Origin of the sequence: Rhodococcus sp. Leaf247 (genome assembly GCF_001426185.1) — a bacterium.
Taxonomy (GTDB): Bacteria; Actinomycetota; Actinomycetes; order Mycobacteriales; family Mycobacteriaceae; genus Rhodococcoides.
This window is the reverse complement of sequence record NZ_LMRP01000001.1, coordinates 1,433,222-1,452,017: the sequence shown is the minus strand read 5'-3', so window position 1 is coordinate 1,452,017 and position 18,796 is coordinate 1,433,222. Positions and strand designations below refer to the sequence as shown.

The 18,796-nt window shown below is 69.8% G+C and carries 9 protein-coding genes; 2 read left to right on the top strand and 7 right to left on the bottom strand.

Annotated features, from left to right (window positions below; genetic code table 11):
* Positions 1 to 176 precede the first annotated feature (176 nt).
* Positions 177 to 3,467, bottom strand: coding sequence for a (Fe-S)-binding protein (locus ASG64_RS06765; protein WP_056071349.1), 3,291 nt, complete (start codon positions 3,465 to 3,467; stop codon positions 177 to 179).
* A gap of 491 nt (positions 3,468 to 3,958) precedes the next feature.
* Between ASG64_RS06765 and ASG64_RS06760 the strand changes: the two genes are divergently transcribed.
* Positions 3,959 to 4,615: a hypothetical protein gene (locus ASG64_RS06760; protein ID WP_056071346.1), complete on the top strand. Its 657-nt coding sequence runs from the start codon at positions 3,959 to 3,961 to the stop codon at positions 4,613 to 4,615.
* Between the two features lie 64 nt (positions 4,616 to 4,679).
* Here the strand turns inward: ASG64_RS06760 and ASG64_RS06755 are convergent, their stop codons facing one another.
* From ASG64_RS06755 to ASG64_RS06730, 6 genes are all read right to left on the bottom strand, one after another.
* Complete coding sequence (locus ASG64_RS06755) at positions 4,680 to 4,988, bottom strand: hypothetical protein (protein ID WP_056071343.1); 309 nt, start codon at positions 4,986 to 4,988, stop codon at positions 4,680 to 4,682.
* Positions 4,989 to 5,428: 440 nt separating this feature from the next.
* On the bottom strand, positions 5,429 to 6,724 hold the full coding sequence (locus ASG64_RS06750) for a S1 family peptidase (RefSeq protein WP_442971128.1): 1,296 nt from the start codon (positions 6,722 to 6,724) through the stop codon (positions 5,429 to 5,431).
* Positions 6,725 to 6,912: 188 nt separating this feature from the next.
* A complete protein-coding gene (locus ASG64_RS06745; RefSeq protein WP_056071339.1) occupies positions 6,913 to 7,992 on the bottom strand; it encodes a hypothetical protein in 1,080 nt (359 codons plus the stop codon).
* 110 nt (positions 7,993 to 8,102) lie between these two features.
* Complete coding sequence (locus tag ASG64_RS21500) at positions 8,103 to 9,113, bottom strand: hypothetical protein (protein ID WP_056071335.1); 1,011 nt, start codon at positions 9,111 to 9,113, stop codon at positions 8,103 to 8,105.
* Complete coding sequence (locus ASG64_RS06735; protein WP_056071332.1) at positions 9,110 to 11,050, bottom strand: LuxR C-terminal-related transcriptional regulator; 1,941 nt, start codon at positions 11,048 to 11,050, stop codon at positions 9,110 to 9,112. Before ASG64_RS06735 ends, ASG64_RS21500 begins: the two co-directional genes overlap by 4 nt.
* Positions 11,047 to 12,840 (bottom strand): Hsp70 family protein, encoded by a 1,794-nt coding sequence (locus tag ASG64_RS06730; protein WP_056071329.1) that lies wholly within the window; start codon positions 12,838 to 12,840, stop codon positions 11,047 to 11,049. The genes ASG64_RS06735 and ASG64_RS06730 overlap by 4 nt, the downstream gene beginning before the upstream one ends.
* Before the next feature lie 308 nt (positions 12,841 to 13,148).
* Here ASG64_RS06730 and ASG64_RS21495 point away from each other — a divergent pair, with 308 nt between their 5' ends.
* A complete protein-coding gene (locus ASG64_RS21495; protein WP_056071326.1) occupies positions 13,149 to 18,686 on the top strand; it encodes an IniB N-terminal domain-containing protein in 5,538 nt (1,845 codons plus the stop codon).
* The last annotated feature ends 110 nt before the right edge of the window (positions 18,687 to 18,796 follow it).

Here is an 18,796-nt window from a genome sequence, read left to right as displayed (position 1 = left end):
ACCTGTTGCAGCGTGCTGGAGGGAGTGTGCGGTTTATGGAGGGGGTGTCCGGTGGGGATGTCGTGATCGCCGCACGCGTCGGCCAGCGGCAGGGTGGTGCGCACACCTCTGCCATAAAGCGAGCACCCCCTCCAGCGTGCTGAAGGGGGTGCTCGGTTGGTGCAGGGGGTGTTCGGTCAGGACTTCTTGCCCGGTGCCTTCGCTCCCGACTTGAATCCCAGTCCGCCGGCCTTCGGAGCGGGCGGGGCCGGGTTGTCCTTCGGCTCCGCTGCACCGTTGGACTCGGCTGCACCGTTCGACTCGGCTGCACCGTTCGACTCGGCCGATCCGTTCGACTCGGCTGCCGGAGTTGTGGGCTCCGGTGCCTTCTCGACGGCCGGTTCAGCTGCCGCCGGTGCTGCTGAACCCGGTGCCTTGGCGCCCGGCTTCTTGAAGCCCGACTTCACCGCGAGGCCCTTGGCCTTGACGGTCGGCATGGACTCCGACGCCTGGGCTGGAGCCTCCGACGCCGGGGCCTCCGACGCGGCGGGTGCCGGGGTCTCGGCGACAGGCTCAGCAGCTGCCGGGGTCTCGGCGGCAGGCGCAGCGGCGGGTGCTGCCGATCCCGGTGCCTTGGCGCCCGGCTTCTTGAAGCCCGACTTCACCGCGAGTCCCTTGGCCTTGACGGTCGGCTTGACCTCCGACGCCGTGTCACCAGCGGCGGGAGCCTGTGCCGGGGCCTCAGATGCCGGGGCCTCAGAAGCCGTGGCCTCCGAAGCCGGAGCCTCAGCTGCCGGGGCAGGTGCAGACGCCGCAGCAGGCTTGCCGGGTGCCTTGGCTCCACCGGCCATGCCGAGCCCCTTACCGGGTGCCTTGGCCCCACCGGCCATACCGAGACCCTTGCCGGGTGCCTTGGCCTTGCCGGCCAGTCCGAGGCCCTTGGGCTTGGACGCATCTGCTGCGTCGTCGCCGTCTGCGTTGGGGGACTCGGCGGGCTTGGCAGGTGCCTTCGCTCCGGGCGCCTTCGCTCCCGGTGCCTTGGCGAGGCCCTTCATCTTCAGGCCCTTGCCGGGTGCCGGGGCGGTGGGATCGCCGCCGGCAGCAGCGGTCTCGATCTCCTCGACGCGGCCCTTCTCCTCCTCGGCAGCGACGTCCTCGGTGGCGACAGACTCGGCCTTGGGCTTGCCGACGGGCTCTTCCGCGGGCACGACCTCTGGCTTCTCGCGGGGGATGACCGCGATGTTCTTGCCCAGCTGTGCGGAGTCGAGGCGCGTGATGGAGCTGAGCAGCATCTGCGAGACGTCGATGACCTCGACGTTCTCGTTGCTGCCGCCCTCCTGACGTGCGGTGACACCGTCGTTGAGCATGACGCGGCAGAAGGGGCAGCCGGTCGCGATCTTCTGCGTCGCCGTGCCGCTGCCACTGAGCGTGTCCAGTGCTTCGTCGACGCGGTCGATGTTGATCCGCTTGCCGATCTTTTCTTCCATCCACATGCGAGCACCACCGGCGCCACAGCACATGGAGCGCTCACCGTGGCGGGGCATCTCCTTGAGCGTGGAACCCGACGCGGCCATGAGCTCACGCGGTGCGTCGTAGACCTTGTTGTGGCGGCCGAGGAAGCACGGGTCGTGGTACGTGACGTCTTCCTGCACCGACGCCACGGGAATCAGCTTCTTGGCCCGCACGAGGCGGTTCAGCAGCTGGGTGTGGTGGACAACTTCGTACTTGCCGCCGACCTGCGGGTACTCGTTGCCCAGTGCGTTGAAGCAGTGCGCGCACGTGACGACGATCTTGCGACGGCTCTCGTCGACTCCCTCGAACACGGAGTTCAGGGTCTCGATGTTCTGCATCGCGAGCTGCTGGAACAGGAACTCGTTGCCCGCGCGGCGAGCGGAGTCACCGGTGCAGGTCTCCTCTGCGCCGAGCACCATGAACTTCACGCCCGCGGTGGCGAGGAGTTCCGCGACGGCCTTGGTGGTCTTCTTCGCGCGGTCCTCGTAGGCGCCGGCGCAGCCGACCCAAAAGAGGTACTCGAAGTCCTCGAAGCTGTCGGCGTCCTGTCCGAAGACGGGGACGTCGAAGTCGAGCTCGGTGATCCAGTTGGTGCGGTCCTTGGCGTTCTGGCCCCACGGGTTGCCCTTGTTCTCCAGGTTCTTGAACAACCCGGCGAGCTCGGTGGGGAACTCCGACTCGATGAGCACCTGGTAGCGACGCATGTCGAGGATGTGGTCGACGTGCTCGATGTCGACGGGGCACTGCTCGACGCACGCACCGCAGTTGGTGCAGCTCCACAGCACCTCGGGATCGATGATGCCGCCGAGGCCACCGTCGTCCAGCGTGGTCTCGCCGACAAGCTTGCGCTCGGCCTCGTCGCGGGCAGCCTGCGGGATCTTGGCGAGCTTGGCCTCGTCGGGCTTGCCGTCGGCGTCGACCAAACCGACCTCGTCGCCGGCCATGTCCTTGCGGCCACCGGCGAGAAGGTATGGCGCCTTCGCGTTGCCGTGATCGCGGAGCGAGGTGATGAGGAGCTTGGGGGAGAGCGGCTTGCCGGTGTTCCAGGCGGGGCACTGCGACTGGCAGCGACCGCACTCGGTGCAGGTGGTGAAGTCCAGCCAGCCCTTCCAGGTGAAGTCCTCGATCTTGCCGGCACCGAACGCGTCGACGTCGGGGTCGGCTTCCTCCATTTCGAGGACCTTGCCGCCGGACATCATCGGCCTGGCTGCGCCGAGGGCGACTCCGCCGTCGTCCTCACGCTTGAAGTAGATGTTGAAGAACGCGCTGAAGCGGTGCCATGCGACGCCCCAGGTGATGTTGCGACCGACGATCAGCAGCCACACCATGCCCGACATGAGCTTGACGAACGCGAAGATCGACACCATGACCGCGCTGGCGGGAAGCAGCTTGGCCAGGTTCATGGTGAAGAAGTCGGTGTACGGGTTCGCGTGTCCGTAGGTGGCGATCTTGCCGGCCTTGACCAGGATCATGCCCAGACCCTCGAGCAGCACGACGAACTCGACGAAGTACGCGGCGCGGAAGTTCGAGCCGGAGAAGCGCGAGAGGCGCTCGGGGGAGCGCGGGTGGTTGCGCTGGCGGATGATCATCAGCGTGACGATGCCGATCACCGTGCCGAGTCCCAGGATCTCGTCCATCAGGTGGTAGATCGCCAGGTCGCCGATCAGCGGCCAGTGGAACTCGGGGTTGAAGGTCTGCCCGTACGCCTCGAACCACAGGATCGAACCGATCAGGAAGCCCACCATCACCAGCCAGTGAGCCCAGCCGACGCTGCGGAACTTGTTCATGCGGGTGTGCGCGGCGAACTCGATGCACATCTGCTTGAACCGCGGGATGAACGGACGCAGGCGCGTTCTGTCCGGCTGACCCAACGCGATGGATCGCACCATCAGCGCGGCACCGCGGAAGAAGTAGGCCCAACACACGATGCTGAGCAGGGCACCGACGGTGCCGAGGGTGATCGTCAGGGCATTCATGACGTTGCCTTTCTCGGGCGACAGAGCTACGTCCGTCGCCGTGTGCTTCCGGCCGGCCCGTGGGCAGTCCGATGGTCAGCCCGATACATCTGTCGACCACTAAGTTACCAGCCGGTAACCGGTGGGTCACTACTTGCCGGTAACTTAGCACCGGAAGTGGCATCTCCGCAGGTCGGACCGAGGGCTGGTCGGTCCGATCCACGCGATGCGCCCTACCGTATTACGGCACAGCGACACGCCTGCCGCACAGGTATTCCTAACTTGCCTTGTCGGTAACTTCGCGACGCCCGTCAAGAAGCACTGCCGGGGCGTCTGTTTTGTTACTCTTCACCCGCGCCACCGTCCGTGCGTCGTCCACGTCGTGGCAGTTCACACGGGCAAATCCTGACTCGTACCGGAAACGAACCCATGATTCGGTTCTGTCGCCCTCAACGGCTACAGTTCACCGGTCGGGGTCCGAAGCCTTGAACCTGAACGAACGGAACAACTAGATGAATCTGCGTCGACTCGTCGCTACCTCTGCGATCGCGATCGCCTCCTTGGGCGTCTGGACCGGCACTGCGTACGCGCAGCCGACCACCACCACTCCCGCTGTGCCCACCACCGAGCAGAACAGCGAGGTGAACTGGGCATCGCGCGTCGAAGGCGGCAAGGTCGTCACCACTGTCGACGCCGGCCTGTTCCGCGCATCTGATGACGGCAAGTCCGTCGTGCTCGAGGACAACGAGGGCAACCAGGTCGTCAGCCTGCCTCTGTCGTTCAACCTCAACGGCATCGAGTTCCCCTACGGTGTCGAGTACACCGACGAGGGCCGCACCGTCACCCTCATCCCGAACCTCGCAGCACCGATGGGCCTCACGCCTGCCGCGCTCGAGCAGAACGCTGCATCGCCCGCCGAGAACACCGCGGCCGAGCAGTCCTTCGCCTCGCAGCTCGGTGTCGCCACCGCCATCGGCGGACTGACGGGCACCATCGTCGGCGCTGTCGTCGGTGGAATCATCGTTCCCGCGATCGGCATCGTCCCCGGAGCGGGAGTCGGTGGAGTCATCGGCACCATCGTCGCCGGTGGACCGACGCTGATCGTCGCCGGAATCGATCTGCTCAACACGTACAACGCTGCTCCGGGAACCTCCAAGTTCGCCGAGTAATCTCTCCAGACACCGAAGGCCGCCACCCTGCTGGGTGGCGGCCTTCGTCGTGTTCGGACTCTTCTCAGGTCGCGGCGAGGAAGAGTGCGCCCACCGCGATTCCCACTGCACCGGTGAGGATTCCGATGATGGTGTCGGACCGGTCGGCGTCGGGAACACGCGTGGCCAGCCCGCCGGCAACGACGGCGCCGAGACCCAGAAGGATGCCGACACCGAAGCTCCAGAACGTCACCACCGACAGCGCGCCCAGCAGGACGGACGCATCGGCGAGGCGGGCGTCGAGGATGCGGGCGGTCGTGGTGTCGGCCGGGGTGTAGACGGCCGCACCGGCCCGGTTGTCGTAGGGGACAGAGGAATCGGCGAAATCGGTCACAGTGATACCCCCATCGGCGCGAAGCCGACGATGTGGGGGTATCGAACGCAGCGCAGCACAGCAGAACACCTTCTCGGGACGTGGGTCGGAACGACAGTCGGTGCGTCACGTCGACATTGACGGAGCGACTGCGTACTACCACGGTACCACTGTGACTGGAGTGCTTTCTGCGACAGAATCCGAAACGTGATGCGGCCGTGGCCTTCACGGTGACACAGCAACGGCCCCACCGTCGGTGACGATGGGGCCGCTGCTGAGATGTCAGCTGAGTGCGTTCGCGTTCAGAGCGATCTTGACGATGTATCCGAAGACGGTGAGAGCGAGTTGAAGCAGGTCCACGGCTGGCCTCCTGTGGGTCCGACGCGCACGGACTCTGCGCGGAGGCGCCTCGCCTCGGTCGGTGACATTACCGCATCAACGAGACCGAACGTTGTGCTTCGTCACGACGTTCGGACGGTAGTTCCCGTGGCCGCTGCGACAGCGTCGATCGGAATGCCCAGGCTGGCAGTTCCGCCGTACTGAGCGAGTGCCAGGTTGGCCTCGCCGCAGCTGGGTGCGCCGCCGCTGTTGGAGCCGCTGGTGATGCCCAGGGCGAGCGTGCCGGTGACGATCGCGCCGCCGCTGTCGCCCGCGAGTGTGCATGCAGTGCTGGCGAATCCGCGGATGGTCCGGCTTTCGCCGTCACCCAGGAACAACTGCGTTTCGACGCGGTCGGCAGCGACCAACCCGCAGGTGAAGGAGCTTGCCTGGCCGGACTTGCAGACGGGTGCACCGACGACGGGTGAGGCCGTTCCGGTGATCGTCAGGGCGGTGCCGTTGGCGCCGCGGACGGTGGGCTCGCTCAGTCCTGCGGCCACGCCGGCGTCGTCCAGTGCGATCACCGAGTAGTCGAGGCCGTCGCCTGCGCCCACGCTGGACTGCGCGAACTTCCCTACCGGGGTGCTCGCTCGGATGTCGCCGCGATCGGGCAGGTAGACCGAGGCCGAGCTGCCCGGATCGCAATGTCCGGCAGAGAGATTGACGGGGTTTCCCGAGCCGTCGGTGGCGCTGAAGCCGAACGAGCAGATCTCGATGTTCTCGAGCGGCGCCGTCGTGATGTCACCGGCTGCGGTGACGTAGTCGTCGCCACCGGTGACGGCGGGCGGCGGGGTGGGGGCCAGTGCGGGAGGTGACAGCACGACCTGGAGGTTCGCGATGGCCGTCGGCAAGTTCAACGCGCGGCCGATCGGACTGTTCGCGATGTCGACGACGATGCGGCCACCGAGAACGTCGACGGCTGCGGAGTTGACCTGGGACGAGACCTCCCGAGGGAGAGCCGACACCCACCGACCGAACTCGTCGAGCGAGCGTTCGAGGTTGTCCGCCGACACGGGGGACTGGCGGCTGCGGTAGCCGTCCCGCGCCACCTGACTGGCTGCCTCGGTGGTCGTGACAGCGACGACCGGAACGCCGTCGTCACCCATCCACGCGCCGGCGAAGTCGTCGGGGCGCTGCTTGCGGAAGTCGTCGGCGTACGAGCGGAGCCGCTGCGCATCGGACGCGCGGTCGAGGTATTCCTGCGGTGACATCCCGAGGTCCCGCTGCACCGCGTCGACAAGCTCGGTGGGCAACGCGTCCGCAGGAAGCTGAGCCTGTACGGGCGCTGCGCCGGCGGTGGCCGTGCCCGCTACGAGACCCATCAGCGTGGCGCCCAGCACGGCCGCCACCCGAATCCTGCCCGACGTGGGGTGAATCATGCCCGTGGCTCCGATGACCGCCGAGATACGCAAGAAAATCCTTCCGGGCGACGACGCGCATGGTCCTGCGCGCAGTCGATGGTCGTTATGAACGTCTGGAAAAGGGGCGCCGGCCGTGGCCGCGCCAGCGACCGAGCATAGGCCATCACGACCGACGGACCGCCGGAGTGGAAGCTCCCGGCGTCAGGTCAGGGACCGCTCACAGGGAGGAACGGAATCACTCGGGGCGCCGCTACCGACGGGACGACGACCGAGGTGGTGGTGCTCGTATCGGCGGTGGTGCCGGGCGCCGTGGTGGTGGCGGTCGGCGCTGTCGGAACGGTGACCTGCGGCAGCGTCGGGAAGTCGGGGAAGTCGATGTCGGGAGCGCCGAACGGGAAGCGATCGGAGAACAAGCCCTGATCGGGAACGGTGGTCTCCACGACGGGAGGTGCGACGGGCCGTTCGACGGGGTCGGGCGTGTCGACGTACACCGGTTCCGGCTCCACCGGCGGCGCGTCCTGTACCGGCGCGGGAGCATCCGTGGTGGTCGGTTCGAGCGTCGACGTCACGACGGGTGCTGCGGGGGTGATGGCCTGCTGGGAGTTGAGCGGCTCGACGGTGTTCGACTGCCTGTCGACGCTGCCGACAGCGCCTCCCACGGCGAGGACGACGAGTGCGACGGCGGCAATGGCGATGCCCGCTCGGGTCGGCGTCCCCGCACGGACGCGTCGGCGACGGGTGGATGCGGAATCGGCCACCATCGCGGCGAAAGCCTTGTCCGACGTGCGCGACGTCGATGCCGCGGACGCGTCGGGCGACAGGGCGCGCGCAGCTACGGCGACATCGTCGTCGGTCGCCGCGGACAGCACGCACTGTGACAGTCCGACGTAGTCGAGTGCGTCCCGCAGTGCCTCGACTGCCTCGGCGGACAGGACACTCGGGTAGGCGACGGTGCACCGCGCGTCGGCCGGCAGCGAGTACAACTCGGACATCGTGCGCATCAGCGTGTGGGCGAAGCCGGCGACGAGATCCTCTGCCCGGACCACGCGACCGTCGTGAAGCCTGATTCCGTACGGATTGCCGATCTGCGACACGAACCCGCGGATACCCGCAGGTGCCTGCGCGAGTTCGACGCGGCCGTCGTCGGTCAGGATCACGGAGGTCGGGCACTCGAAGAGTTCGACCCCACCGTCGATGTCGACAGCGACTGCCGTGGCGGAGTCCCCGACAGCCATGGCGAGGTGGATGGTCGGCGACGAGTCGGTGCCGCGCGCTCGTTCGGTCACGGTTCCGCCCCCTCTCGACCTCCACCGGGCATGGTGCAGCGACTCGATCACGAGCGCCCCGGTAGCCCAACCGTACCGTCCGTGACGCTTGGTCGCCGACGAACCGTCGTCTACGCGGGAGGAGGCAGGGGAGAGGAGCTGGCGCTCGACGCCGTCGCGGAGGGCGTCGCGTCAGGGGTCGTGGTGGGAAGTTCCTCGGTCACTGTGGGCTCGGTGGTGACCGGTGCCGGTTCGGGCGCAGGGGCAGGTGCGGGGGCCGGCGGCGCAGGGGGAGGAGGCGCCGCGGCGGTCGTCCGCGGCACCACGGCGGGGGCGCGGGTGGGTACGGCGGGCGCCGGTGCACCCGGCACCACCGTCGGGAATCCGATGCTCGACGACGGGGCCGCCCGCGTCGTCGTGGTGGTCTGCGTCGTGGTCGCGTTTTCCACGACGGGCACCGCCGTCGTGGTCGTGCGACCCGACATCAGATAGGTCACGCCCGCTGCCAGCACGAGGATCGCAGCGAGGATGCCCATGCCGGCGATCGCAAAGACCAGCCGTCGATCCTTCCGGGCGGGCGCACCGGAGTCCGTCGGTGCGGCCGGCACCCCTGTCGCAGCACGTGCGGCCACGACGGCGGAGGCGAGGCGGGAGTCGGCATGTCCGAGCGTCGCGGATGCGCTGGTCGACTCGGGGTGCAGCGACACCTGCTGCAATCCGAGGAAGTCGAGAGATTCCCGCAGCGCGTCGATACGGTCCGAGGACCAGTCGCGCGGGTGGGTGGCGCCGGCGGTGATGCCGGTGACGTCCTCACCGGCGTCGGACACTTCCGTGAGCAGCAGGAACATCGCCGTGGCCATCAGATCTTCGGCACGCATCGGTACGCCGCGGGCCGAGACGACGCCGGCCGGATCGCCGACATGGGTGACGAACCTGTCGACGACGTCGATATCGGTGCTCATGGTGTCCGGCCGACGCAGCGTCGACGTGCCGTCGGGGCGCAGGTACAGGACGGTGTCGTGGACGACCGGAACCCGCACCAGTTCTCCCGAGCCGGTCGCGACGACGACAGCGGTGGAATGCAGATCGGTCACGTGCAGACCGACGGATCGGTCCGACTGCGGCCGGTTCTCGGTACTCATGATCGGTCCTGGCGTTCCTTGCTCTCCGCGTATCCGGCTGCACGGAGCATCGACAACATCTGTGAACGTGACTGCGCACCCAGGCGCCGCCGGATGCGCGCGACGTGGTGTTCGACCGTCTTGGCCGAAATGTACATCTGCGCGCCGATCTCCCGGTACGTCAGTCCCAGAACGAGGTGATGCGCGACCTCCGCCTCGCGGTCGGTCAGCGCGCCCGCCACGGTGACGCCTTGATCGGCAGGCTCGGACGCGGCCGCCGTGCTGCCCATGTCACGGGCGATCTGGAGCAGCGAGGTCGCGTCCTTGGTGTCCGCGACGCGGAGGGCGGCATCGCTGGCCAGGCGTGCGGCATCCCAGGAATGGCCGAACTTGGCGATGGTCCGCGCACACGATTCGACTTCGGTCATGTCCGGCTCGCCCTGCAGGACGCGGAGCCACGCCTTGCCCGCCGCCGCCAGCGCCGCGGCGTAGGGACTGCGGTCGGAGAACGACCCGAGGGAGCGGGCGTGGGGGAGCAGGTCGGCCGGAGTGCCGCCGAGGATGGCGGCCTGGATGCCGTACCAGTGCCAGGTCGCCGCCCACGTCGGCGGCTCCCCCAGCGATGCGACGAGTGCGGTGGCCGACGCGACGGAATGGGAGATGCGATCGGTGTCCCCCAGACGCACTGCAGCAAGCCACAGTTCGCCGAGCGGAATCAACGAGAACAGGTCGGGTTCCGCTTCGGCGACGGTGCGTCGCGCGTCCTGCCATGCCGTCATCAGCGCGCCCGTGTCGCCGCGGCGGCGTGCCGTCGCGACACGAAGAGCGTAGTAGGACAGGGCATCTCGCTGGAACAGGTCGGCCGGATCCAGATCGCTGGTGTGGTCCGTGGCGGTATCGCCCGACGCCAGGGCCGTCCACGCCATCAATAGTCGGCTGCGTGCCGACTCCCCGCACGCGGAGATCATCTCGGACAGAACAGCTCTCGCGGTGCCCGGATCGCCCGTGTGCAATGCGAGCAGTGCAGCGATCGCCGACGGGTGCTCCGGTTCGGCGCGTGAGCCCATGGCCGTGTCCGACATCGACGACGCCCGGAGCAACGACCCCATGGCGGCGGTGGACGAGTCGCGCACCGAATCCAACAGTCCGCGGGCGACGAGACCCGACCGGGCATTTGCGGTGGTCGGCGGGGCAGAACTCACCGCGGTGGGCCTCGTGCCGGCCGACAGGGCGACGGCGCAGGACACGTCACCGACGGCGAGAAGCGAGGTGACGGCGTGGGACGCGTCCGGCCCGACGCGTTCGGGGCCGAGCCACCGGTAGAGGTCCGCGGCGTGAGAGGCGGTGCCGCGCATCATCGCGACGGTCGCCGCGATCCTCACCGCGGCGCGCAGATCGCGCACCGACGCCGTCTCCGAACTCAACACCGAATCCACGGCGAGCGCGGCGGCATCGAGGTCTCCGTCGGCGACGCACGCCTCGGCCGATGCGACGGCCACGGCGTCGCCCTGTGCGCCGGCCGAGACGGCTGCATCCCAGAGTGCGCGCGCCGCGGCATGATCCGCCGTCGACGCAGCCGAGACCAGATGCTCCGCCAGCAGTGGATCGCGGATACCGGCCGCGGCGACGGCCACCGCCAGCTCCGCCGTCGGGCCGCCCTGCTCGACTTGGACGCGAATCAATCGACGCAGCACACCGAACATGCCGTGCTCGCCCATCACGGCACGCAAGGCCTCACGAGAGGAGTCCGACAGGACGCCGGTCTCGCTCAAAATGCCGCAGCCCCATGCTCGTTCGACCGCGGCGGACGCGTCGGGAAGCGGGGTGGAGGCGACATCCGCGACGAGGTACGGATCCGGTGACAGCCCCACCGACGCGAGAGTCAGCACCGCCAGGGCGGTGTGATCACGCGAGGACAGCAGTGTCTCCAGAGCAGTCCGCTCGTCGAGCGAGGTCACTGGCCGGTGAGTCCGCCGAGAGCCCCGCCGAGTCCGTTCCCGACGCCGCCGACGACGCCGCCGGCCGTGTTCCCGAGGCCGCCGACGACGTTACCGAGGCCGTCGGTGACTCCTCCGACGACGCCCGGCAGCGGATTCGCGGGGAGAGGCGGCGGCGTGTAGGCCGGGGGCGTGTATGCGGGGGGCGTGTAGGCGGGCACGGACGGCGCCTGCACGCTCGGCACCTGAGCACTCGGAACGTTCGCATTGGGAGCGGCGCCGGGGACCGTGGCTGCTCCGGGTGCGGGAGCTCCGGCCGTGGGGGACGCCGCACCGGGAACGGCGGCAGCCCCGGTCGTGGAGGCTCCGGCCGCACCGGTGGTGAGCGGGCGACCGGTGACCGGATCGACGCCGGCGACCGTGGTGGTCGTCGGGGCTACCGAGCCGTCGGAGGCAGCGGGCTGCACGGCGCTGGTCCCGGCCGGGGTGGTGTCCTCGGACGTGCCCCCGACCAGTCCGGTGCCGGCGGCGAGACCGCCCGCCGCGAGAAGAGCGATCGCCGCGGCGACACCGCCGATGACGGCCATGCGTTTGCCTCGGGACGGGCCCGGCTTGGCGTGCGACGACGTGCGGGACACCGGCGCCGGCGTGCTGGTCCGTGCCGACGCGGGGCGCTCGGTGACCGGCGGGATGAGTTCGGTGTCATCGTCGTCGTCCAGTGCTGCGGCGCCGACGACAGCGGCGCCCGCTCCCACCCGGTCCAGTTCGGCGGATGTCGAGGCGACCTCGGCGGCGAGCAGAGCCGCGCCGGACGCGGACGTCGCCGCCGGGTTGGCCCCGACGGTGACGGGCTTGCGCAGTGCGGAGGAGACGGTCTCGGTCAGCATCGGGATGGCGGCACCGCCGCCGACGAGGAGGACACGGTCCACCGACTCCGGGTCGACACCCGCGGTGCGTAGGGCATCACCGACGACGCGGGTGACGTCGTCGAACGTCTCGCGCAGCAGTTCCTCGATCTCGGAGCGGACCAACCGGACGTCGGTATCGATGCCGGGCAGGTGAACCGGGACCACGGTCTCGGTGTCGGAGGACAACGCTTCTTTGGCGATCGCGCACTGCGCCCGCAACGCGGTGAGTGCGTCGACCGTGGCGGGTTCGAAGGGGTCCATCGACGAGGAGTCGATGTTGTCGAGGACGTGCGCCAGCACGATCTGGTCGATGTGGGCGCCGCTGACGTCCTCGGTGCGTGCGCCGCGTCCGAGGATCGCCGACTCGGCGCCGGTGCGGACGACCGACACGGTGAGGGCGCTGCCGCCCAGGTCGGCGACCAGGACGATGCCGTCGTCGACGGCGTCGGAGGTCTGCTGCATCCAGGCCGTGGCTGCGAGGGCGTCGGGAACGAAGGTGACGTCGGTCAGTCCGTGGCGCGCGGCGGCGTTGCGGAGACGGTCGACCGTGTACTCGGGCCATGCCGTCGGATAGGTGACGACAATGGCGGAGTTCTCGGCCGCACCGGCAGCGCGGGCCTCGTCGACGAGGCATTCGAGCGTCGTCGCGTACAGCTCGTCGCCGGTGTAACTGCGGCCGTCGTCGGTCACCAACGCAACCGGATCGCCGACGCGTCCGGCGTATCCGGTGAGGAACGAACTGTCGACCGTTCCCGGCGCGGCGAGCGCGGGTGCACGGTCGGGCGCGACGGACAGTGCGGTCGATCGCACGACGGTGATCGCGTCGTCCAGCCGTCCCGGCCCGTCGACGACCACGGCGGTCGAACTACTCGACCCGACTTCGATTCCCAGACCTGCAGCCATGACGCCGACTCCGTTTCCACTGCTTTTGCCGGTGTGTCGGACCGCGTTCTCCCGGGTGCGAGAGTGCCGTCCACGCATGACGTCGTCGCGAGGGGCCGATTCGTTACTCCTCACAACTCTAGAGCGGGACGATCCCCTATGCCCCCTAGTTCCCCCGAAATGTCCGGGTGCGAACCCCGGGGTGGAGGAAGGGGGCTGTGCCCCGTTGGGAGAAGTCACGGATCGCCCTAGTTTTGGTGACAACGAGCCGCACCCGTCGGCTTGATCGCCGGCTCACCAGCTAACCCCGAACACACAGGAGATTCACGATGGCCACCAACGCCGTTCTCGACTTCATCCTCAGCCTTCTCCGCGACGACAAAGCCGCCGCTGCCTACTGCGCCAACCCGCAGGCATCCCTGAACGCTGCCGGCCTGCCGGACGTGTGCCACTCCGACATCGTCGCCGTCGCACCGATGGTCGCCGAGTCCGGACTGTTCGCGGGTGGATCGCGCCTGGCCTCCATCGTGAACGCCGGCAACAACTACAGCACCGTCACCGTGGGCGGCGTGAACAACAGCACCGTGTTCGGCGGGAACAACGCGACCTTCGGCGGCAACAACGTCACGTTCGGCGGCGTCAACAACGTCGGGAACAACAACAACAACGGCAATTTCAGCAACAACAACTTCGGTGGCAACAACTTCGGTGGGTTCAACGTCGGTGGTTTCAACTTCAGCCCGACCCTGATCGGTGGCGGACTGGCCATCGGGAGCATCGGCAACATCGGCAACCTGAACCTCGGTGATCTGGACCTGAGCGGCCTGAACCTGGCCTCGCTCGATCTCAGCGGTCTGAACCTCGCTTCTCTCGACCTCGGCGGCATCGGCGACATCGATCTGCTCGGCGGACTCGACCTGAGCCTCATCGACCTGGGCGATCTCGACATCGCAGGCCAGTTCACCACCGTCCTCGCGCTCGTCCTGGCCAACGGCCTGTCGATCGGCGGCGACCTCGCAGCAGAGTTCGGCGCGGCACTGGGTGCGGCACTCGACGCAGTCCTCGCACTCGGCGGCGTCCTCGACCTCGACGCCATCGTCGAGCTCGGTGCCACCATCGCCGGTGCCCTCACCGCGGCGCTGGGCCTGAGCGCCGGTGTCGGTGCACAGCTCGCCGCAGCGCTCGACGCCGTGCTCGGTGTCGCCGGCGGCCTCGATCTCGACGCCGTCGTCGGACTGTCCGGCGTCCTCTCCACCGCACTCGCTGTCGGCGGCGTTCTCGGCGCCAACGTCGGAGCGACACTGGGCGGCGTTCTCGGTGCCGCCATCACCACGGGTGGTTCCATCGGTGCCGACCTCGCCGCAGCCCTCACCGCAGGACTCGGTGTCGCAGGCTCTATCAGCACGGTTCTGACCGGCGCACTCGGCGCGACCGCCGACGTCACGGCAGCACTCAGCGGCGCTCTCGGAGCCGTCGTCGACGTGGCCGGCGGCCTCGGTGCGACTCTCACCGCTCTGCTGGACACCAGCGTCGTCGCCGCTCTGGCGGGCACGTTGACCGGCGAACTCTCCGCAGCTCTCGGTGCCGCTCTCGCAGCCGGCGGCGACATCGCCGGTGAGTTCGGTGCATCCCTCGGACTGCTCCTCGGAGCTGTCACCGGCGCGACCGGCGCCCTCGATCTCGACGCCCTCCTCGGCGTCGGAGGAACCCTCGGTGCCACTCTCGCCGGAGCCCTCGGCCTCGGTGCCGGACTCGGCGCGCAGCTCGGCGCTGCACTCGACGGAGTTCTCGCACTGGCCGGTGACCTCGATCTCGCCGCGCTGCTCGCGAGCAACGCGGACATCGCCGCGGCTCTCGGAGCAACCCTGTCCGCCGCCCTCAGCGGCGTTCTCGTCGCCGGCGGCACCGTCGCGGGCACCCTCGGCGCAGCCTTCGGCGCTGTGCTCGGCGGAGTGCTGGGCGCCGATCTCGGCGCACAGCTCATCGGTCTGCTCGCAGGTGAGATCGACCTCGGCGCCGCTCTGGCCACCATCTTCGACGGCGCACTCGGCCTCGGCGGCCTGCTCGACGTCGCCGCTCTGCTGGATGTGGACGGCGCGCTGGGCCTCGGCGCCGGCGTCCTCGCCACCCTCGGTGGATCACTCGAAGCACTCCTCGGCGCGGGCGGCCTGCTCGGCGCTGATCTGACCGCACTCCTGGGCGCAGGCCTCGGCGCCCAGCTCGCCGCGGCACTGTCCGGAGCGATCGCAGCAGGCGGCGACCTCGCCGGTGACCTCGGCCTCGCCCTCGGCGGCGTGCTCGCCGGACTCGTCGACGTCGCGGGCGGCCTGGACATCGACGCCGTCGCCGGCCTCGGAGCCACTCTCGCCGCTGCGCTCACCGGTGCACTCGGTGTCGGCGCCGGTCTCACGGGCGGACTCGCCGCCGGCCTGACCGCACAGCTCGGCGCTGCACTCCAGGGCGTCCTCGGACTGGCGGGCGATCTGGATCTGCTCGGCGACCTCGACATCCTCGGTGGCGCGAACCTGGCCGCCACCCTCGGCGCCGCACTGTCCGGCGCACTCGCCGCCGGCGGAGCAGTCGCCGCCAACCTCGGCGCCACCCTCGGTGCAGTGCTGGGCGGCGTCCTGTCGGCCGACCTCGGCGCACAGCTCGTCGGCCTGCTCGCCGGTGGCCTGGACCTCGGTGCCGGCCTGACCACCATCCTCGGCGGTGCACTCGACCTGACCGGCGTCCTCGGACTCGACGGAGTCGTCGGCCTCGGAGCCGACCTCGTCGCCACGCTAGGAACTTCGCTCGCCGCCGTCCTCGGCGCCGGCGGACTCCTCGACGCCGACCTCGCGGGTCTGCTGACCGGCGGCCTCGCCGCACAGCTGTCCGCGGCGCTCGCCACCGCCCTCGCAGCCGGCGGCGACGTGGCCGCGAACCTCGGTCTCGCCCTCGGCGGCGTCCTCGGCACCATCACCGGCGGTCTCGACCTGAACGGTGTCCTCGGCGCCGACCTGGCCGCAGCCCTCACGGCCGCACTCGGCCTCGACGGTGACCTGACCGGCGGAATCACCGCTCAGCTTGCTGCTGCCCTGGACGCCGTGCTCGGTGTCGCAGGCGGCGCGGACGTCACGGCCGCACTGTCCGCGGCACTCGGACTCGGCGGAGAGCTCGCCGCCGGACTCGGCGCCACACTCGGAACCACCCTGGCCGCGGTGCTGGGCGCCGATCTCGGTGCACAGCTGACCGGCCTGCTGGCAGGAGGCGCAGACCTCGGCGCCGCACTGACGGCAGTCCTGGGCGGTGCACTCGATCTCGACGGCGTGTTCGGCATCGGTGCCGACGTCGCCGCCGGCCTGGTCGGCACGCTCGGAACCACCCTTGCTGCCGCTCTGGGCGTCGGCGGTCTCGCGGACGTCGACCTCACCGCTCTCCTCGGCGGCGACCTGACGGCCGTGCTGTCCACCGCGCTCGCCGGGGCCCTGGGACTCGGCGGAGAGCTGGGCGGCAACCTCGGACTTGCCCTCGGTGGGCTCGTCGGAGCCGTCACCGACCTGTCCGCGGGCGCCGACCTCGGTGCCGTCCTCGCCGCAGCACTCGGTGTCAGCGGCGGCGCGGCAGCGACTCTGTCCGGTGCTCTCGACGCACTGCTCGGAGCAGCCGGAGGCCTCGACCTGACCGCGATCCTCGGTGCCGACGCCGATGTCGCCGCCACTCTCGGTGCAGCGCTCAGCGCCGCACTCTCGGCCGGTGGCCCGCTGGCCGCCAACGTCGGCGCTGCCCTGGGCGGCGTCTTCGGAACCGTCCTCTCGGGTGATCTCGGTGCACAGCTGGCCGGATTGCTCGGCGGCGGAATCGACCTCGACGCCGCTCTGACGACCGTCCTCGGCGGCGCCCTCGGACTCGGTGGCCTCGTCGACCTGGGCGGTGTGGCGGACCTCGGTGGTCTGCTCGATCTCGACCTCGTGGGCGGGCTCGCCGGTTCACTCGGCGCGGTGCTCGGCGCCGGCGGACTGCTCACCGGCGATCTGCAGGCTCTGCTGGGCGGCGACATCGCAGCTCAGCTGTCCACCGCACTCGGTGTGGCCCTGGGACTCGGCGGCGAGGCTGCCGGCAACCTGGGTCTCGCCCTCGGCGGTGTCCTCTCCGGAGTCACCGATCTGACGGCGGGCGCCGATCTCGGTGCCGCCATCGCCGGCGCACTCGGCATCACCGGCGAGGGTGCGGCAACTCTGGCCGGAGCGCTCAACACGGCGCTCGGCCTGGGCGGCGCGCTCGACCTCGACGGACTCCTCTCCGCTGACATCGCCGGCACCGTCGGCGCAGCTCTCGGCGGCGCACTTGCCGCAGGTGGCGACGTCGCTGCGACCATCGGTGCCACCCTCGGTGCCGCTCTGGGTGGTTCGTTGACGGCCGACCTGCAGGCTCAGCTGGGCGCATTGCTGGCCGGCGGGCTCGACGTCGACGCTGCACTCGCCGCGGTGCTCGGCGCAGCACCCGATCTGGATCTGGACGCCGACCTCGCGGGCCTGCTCGGTGGCGCCCTGTCGACCGGCCTCGGACTCGTCACCGGCGTCGGCCTGCCCGACACGGACCTCGACCTCGGCACCGGCCTGGCGGCGGCACTCGGACTGGGTGGCGCAGCCGCAGCAGGCCTGGGTGGCGCTCTCGGAACCGTCCTGGGCGGAACCGTCCTCGCCGATCTCGACGCGGACGGTCTGCTGGCCGGCGACCTGGGCGGCATCGTCTCCGCCGCCCTGGGTGATGCCCTGAACGTCGGAGGAGTCCTCGACCTCGACACCGACCTGGTCGGCGGATTCGGCACCGCGCTGAACACGGCGCTGGGCCTGACCGGCGGCCTCGACACCGCAGCACTGGGCGACCTGCCCGCCACGCTGGGTGCCGCATTCGGAGTCGGCGGCACCGCGGGAGCCGAGCTGGGTACCGCACTCGGTGCACTGCTCGACGTGACCGGCGGAGCTGATCCGGTGGCCGGACTGGGCACCGCACTCGGCGCCACGGGTGACTTGACCACGATGCTCGACGCGGCCTTCGACACCGCACTGGCGGCCGGCGGGGAACTGTCCGCCGACGGCCTGCCGATCAGCGGACTGCTGGACGCGAACACCGGCCTCGAGGGTGGACTCAGCGCCCTGACCACCCTCACCGGCGGACTCGGTGCGGCCGGTGCCGTGGCCGGTGGCCTCGACGGCACGCTCACCGGAGTCGGCGGAGCGGTCACCGACCCCGACGCCGTCGCGGGTGCTGTCGCCAACTTGGGCGGTGGCCTGGCCACCGGGCTGGGACTGGGCCTGTCGAACGTCGCACAGGGCGGCGCTCAGCTCGGATCCGAGCTCTCCGGCGGCCTGACCGGCATGGCAGAGGGCACCGGCGGAGTCTTCGGTGGCTTCGAGATCTCGCCCGACGGTGAGTTCACCGGCGGACTGGACAACACCTCCGAGTTCACCGGCGCACTCGAGGGCGGCGTCGACGCCACCGCCGACGCGGTCGGCCAGTTCCAGAACTCGACCGACGCCGTTCTGGGCGGTGTCGCCGGAGCGTCCGACGGCCTCGGCCTCGGTGCCGTCGCCGACGTCACCGGAGACGCACTGGGAGCTGTCACGACGGACGGTGGACTCGGCGGAGACATCGCCGGCGAGGCCACCTCGTGGCAGGACGTCGACGCCGAGAGTGCGTTCGACGGCCCGGCCGCCGCGGGCGACGTCTCCGACGGCCTCACCGGCACGGTGTCCGGTGTGACCGACGGACTCACCGGCGGTCTGACCGACACGCTCGGTGGCGGACTGGGTGGCGCGGACGAGGCCCCCGAGGCCGACTCCGCCGTCGACAACGTGCTGGACTTCGGCCAGGACAACTGATCGACACGCCCCGCTGCCTCGACGCAGCGGTGTGATGTAACACCGACGACCCCGTACGCGCTTATGCGTACGGGGTCGTCGGCGCTTACCGTGTTGGTGATCTCTCACTA

Coding starts and splice junctions, on each gene's coding strand:
- ASG64_RS06750 (WP_442971128.1), bottom strand. CDS start 6,724: ATGATTCACCCCACGTCGGGCAGGATTCGGGTGGCGGCCGTGCTGGGC.
- ASG64_RS06730 (WP_056071329.1), bottom strand. CDS start 12,840: ATGGCTGCAGGTCTGGGAATCGAAGTCGGGTCGAGTAGTTCGACCGCC.
- ASG64_RS21500 (WP_056071335.1), bottom strand. CDS start 9,113: ATGAGTACCGAGAACCGGCCGCAGTCGGACCGATCCGTCGGTCTGCAC.
- ASG64_RS06765 (WP_056071349.1), bottom strand. CDS start 3,467: ATGAATGCCCTGACGATCACCCTCGGCACCGTCGGTGCCCTGCTCAGC.
- ASG64_RS21495 (WP_056071326.1), top strand. CDS start 13,149: ATGGCCACCAACGCCGTTCTCGACTTCATCCTCAGCCTTCTCCGCGAC.
- ASG64_RS06760 (WP_056071346.1), top strand. CDS start 3,959: ATGAATCTGCGTCGACTCGTCGCTACCTCTGCGATCGCGATCGCCTCC.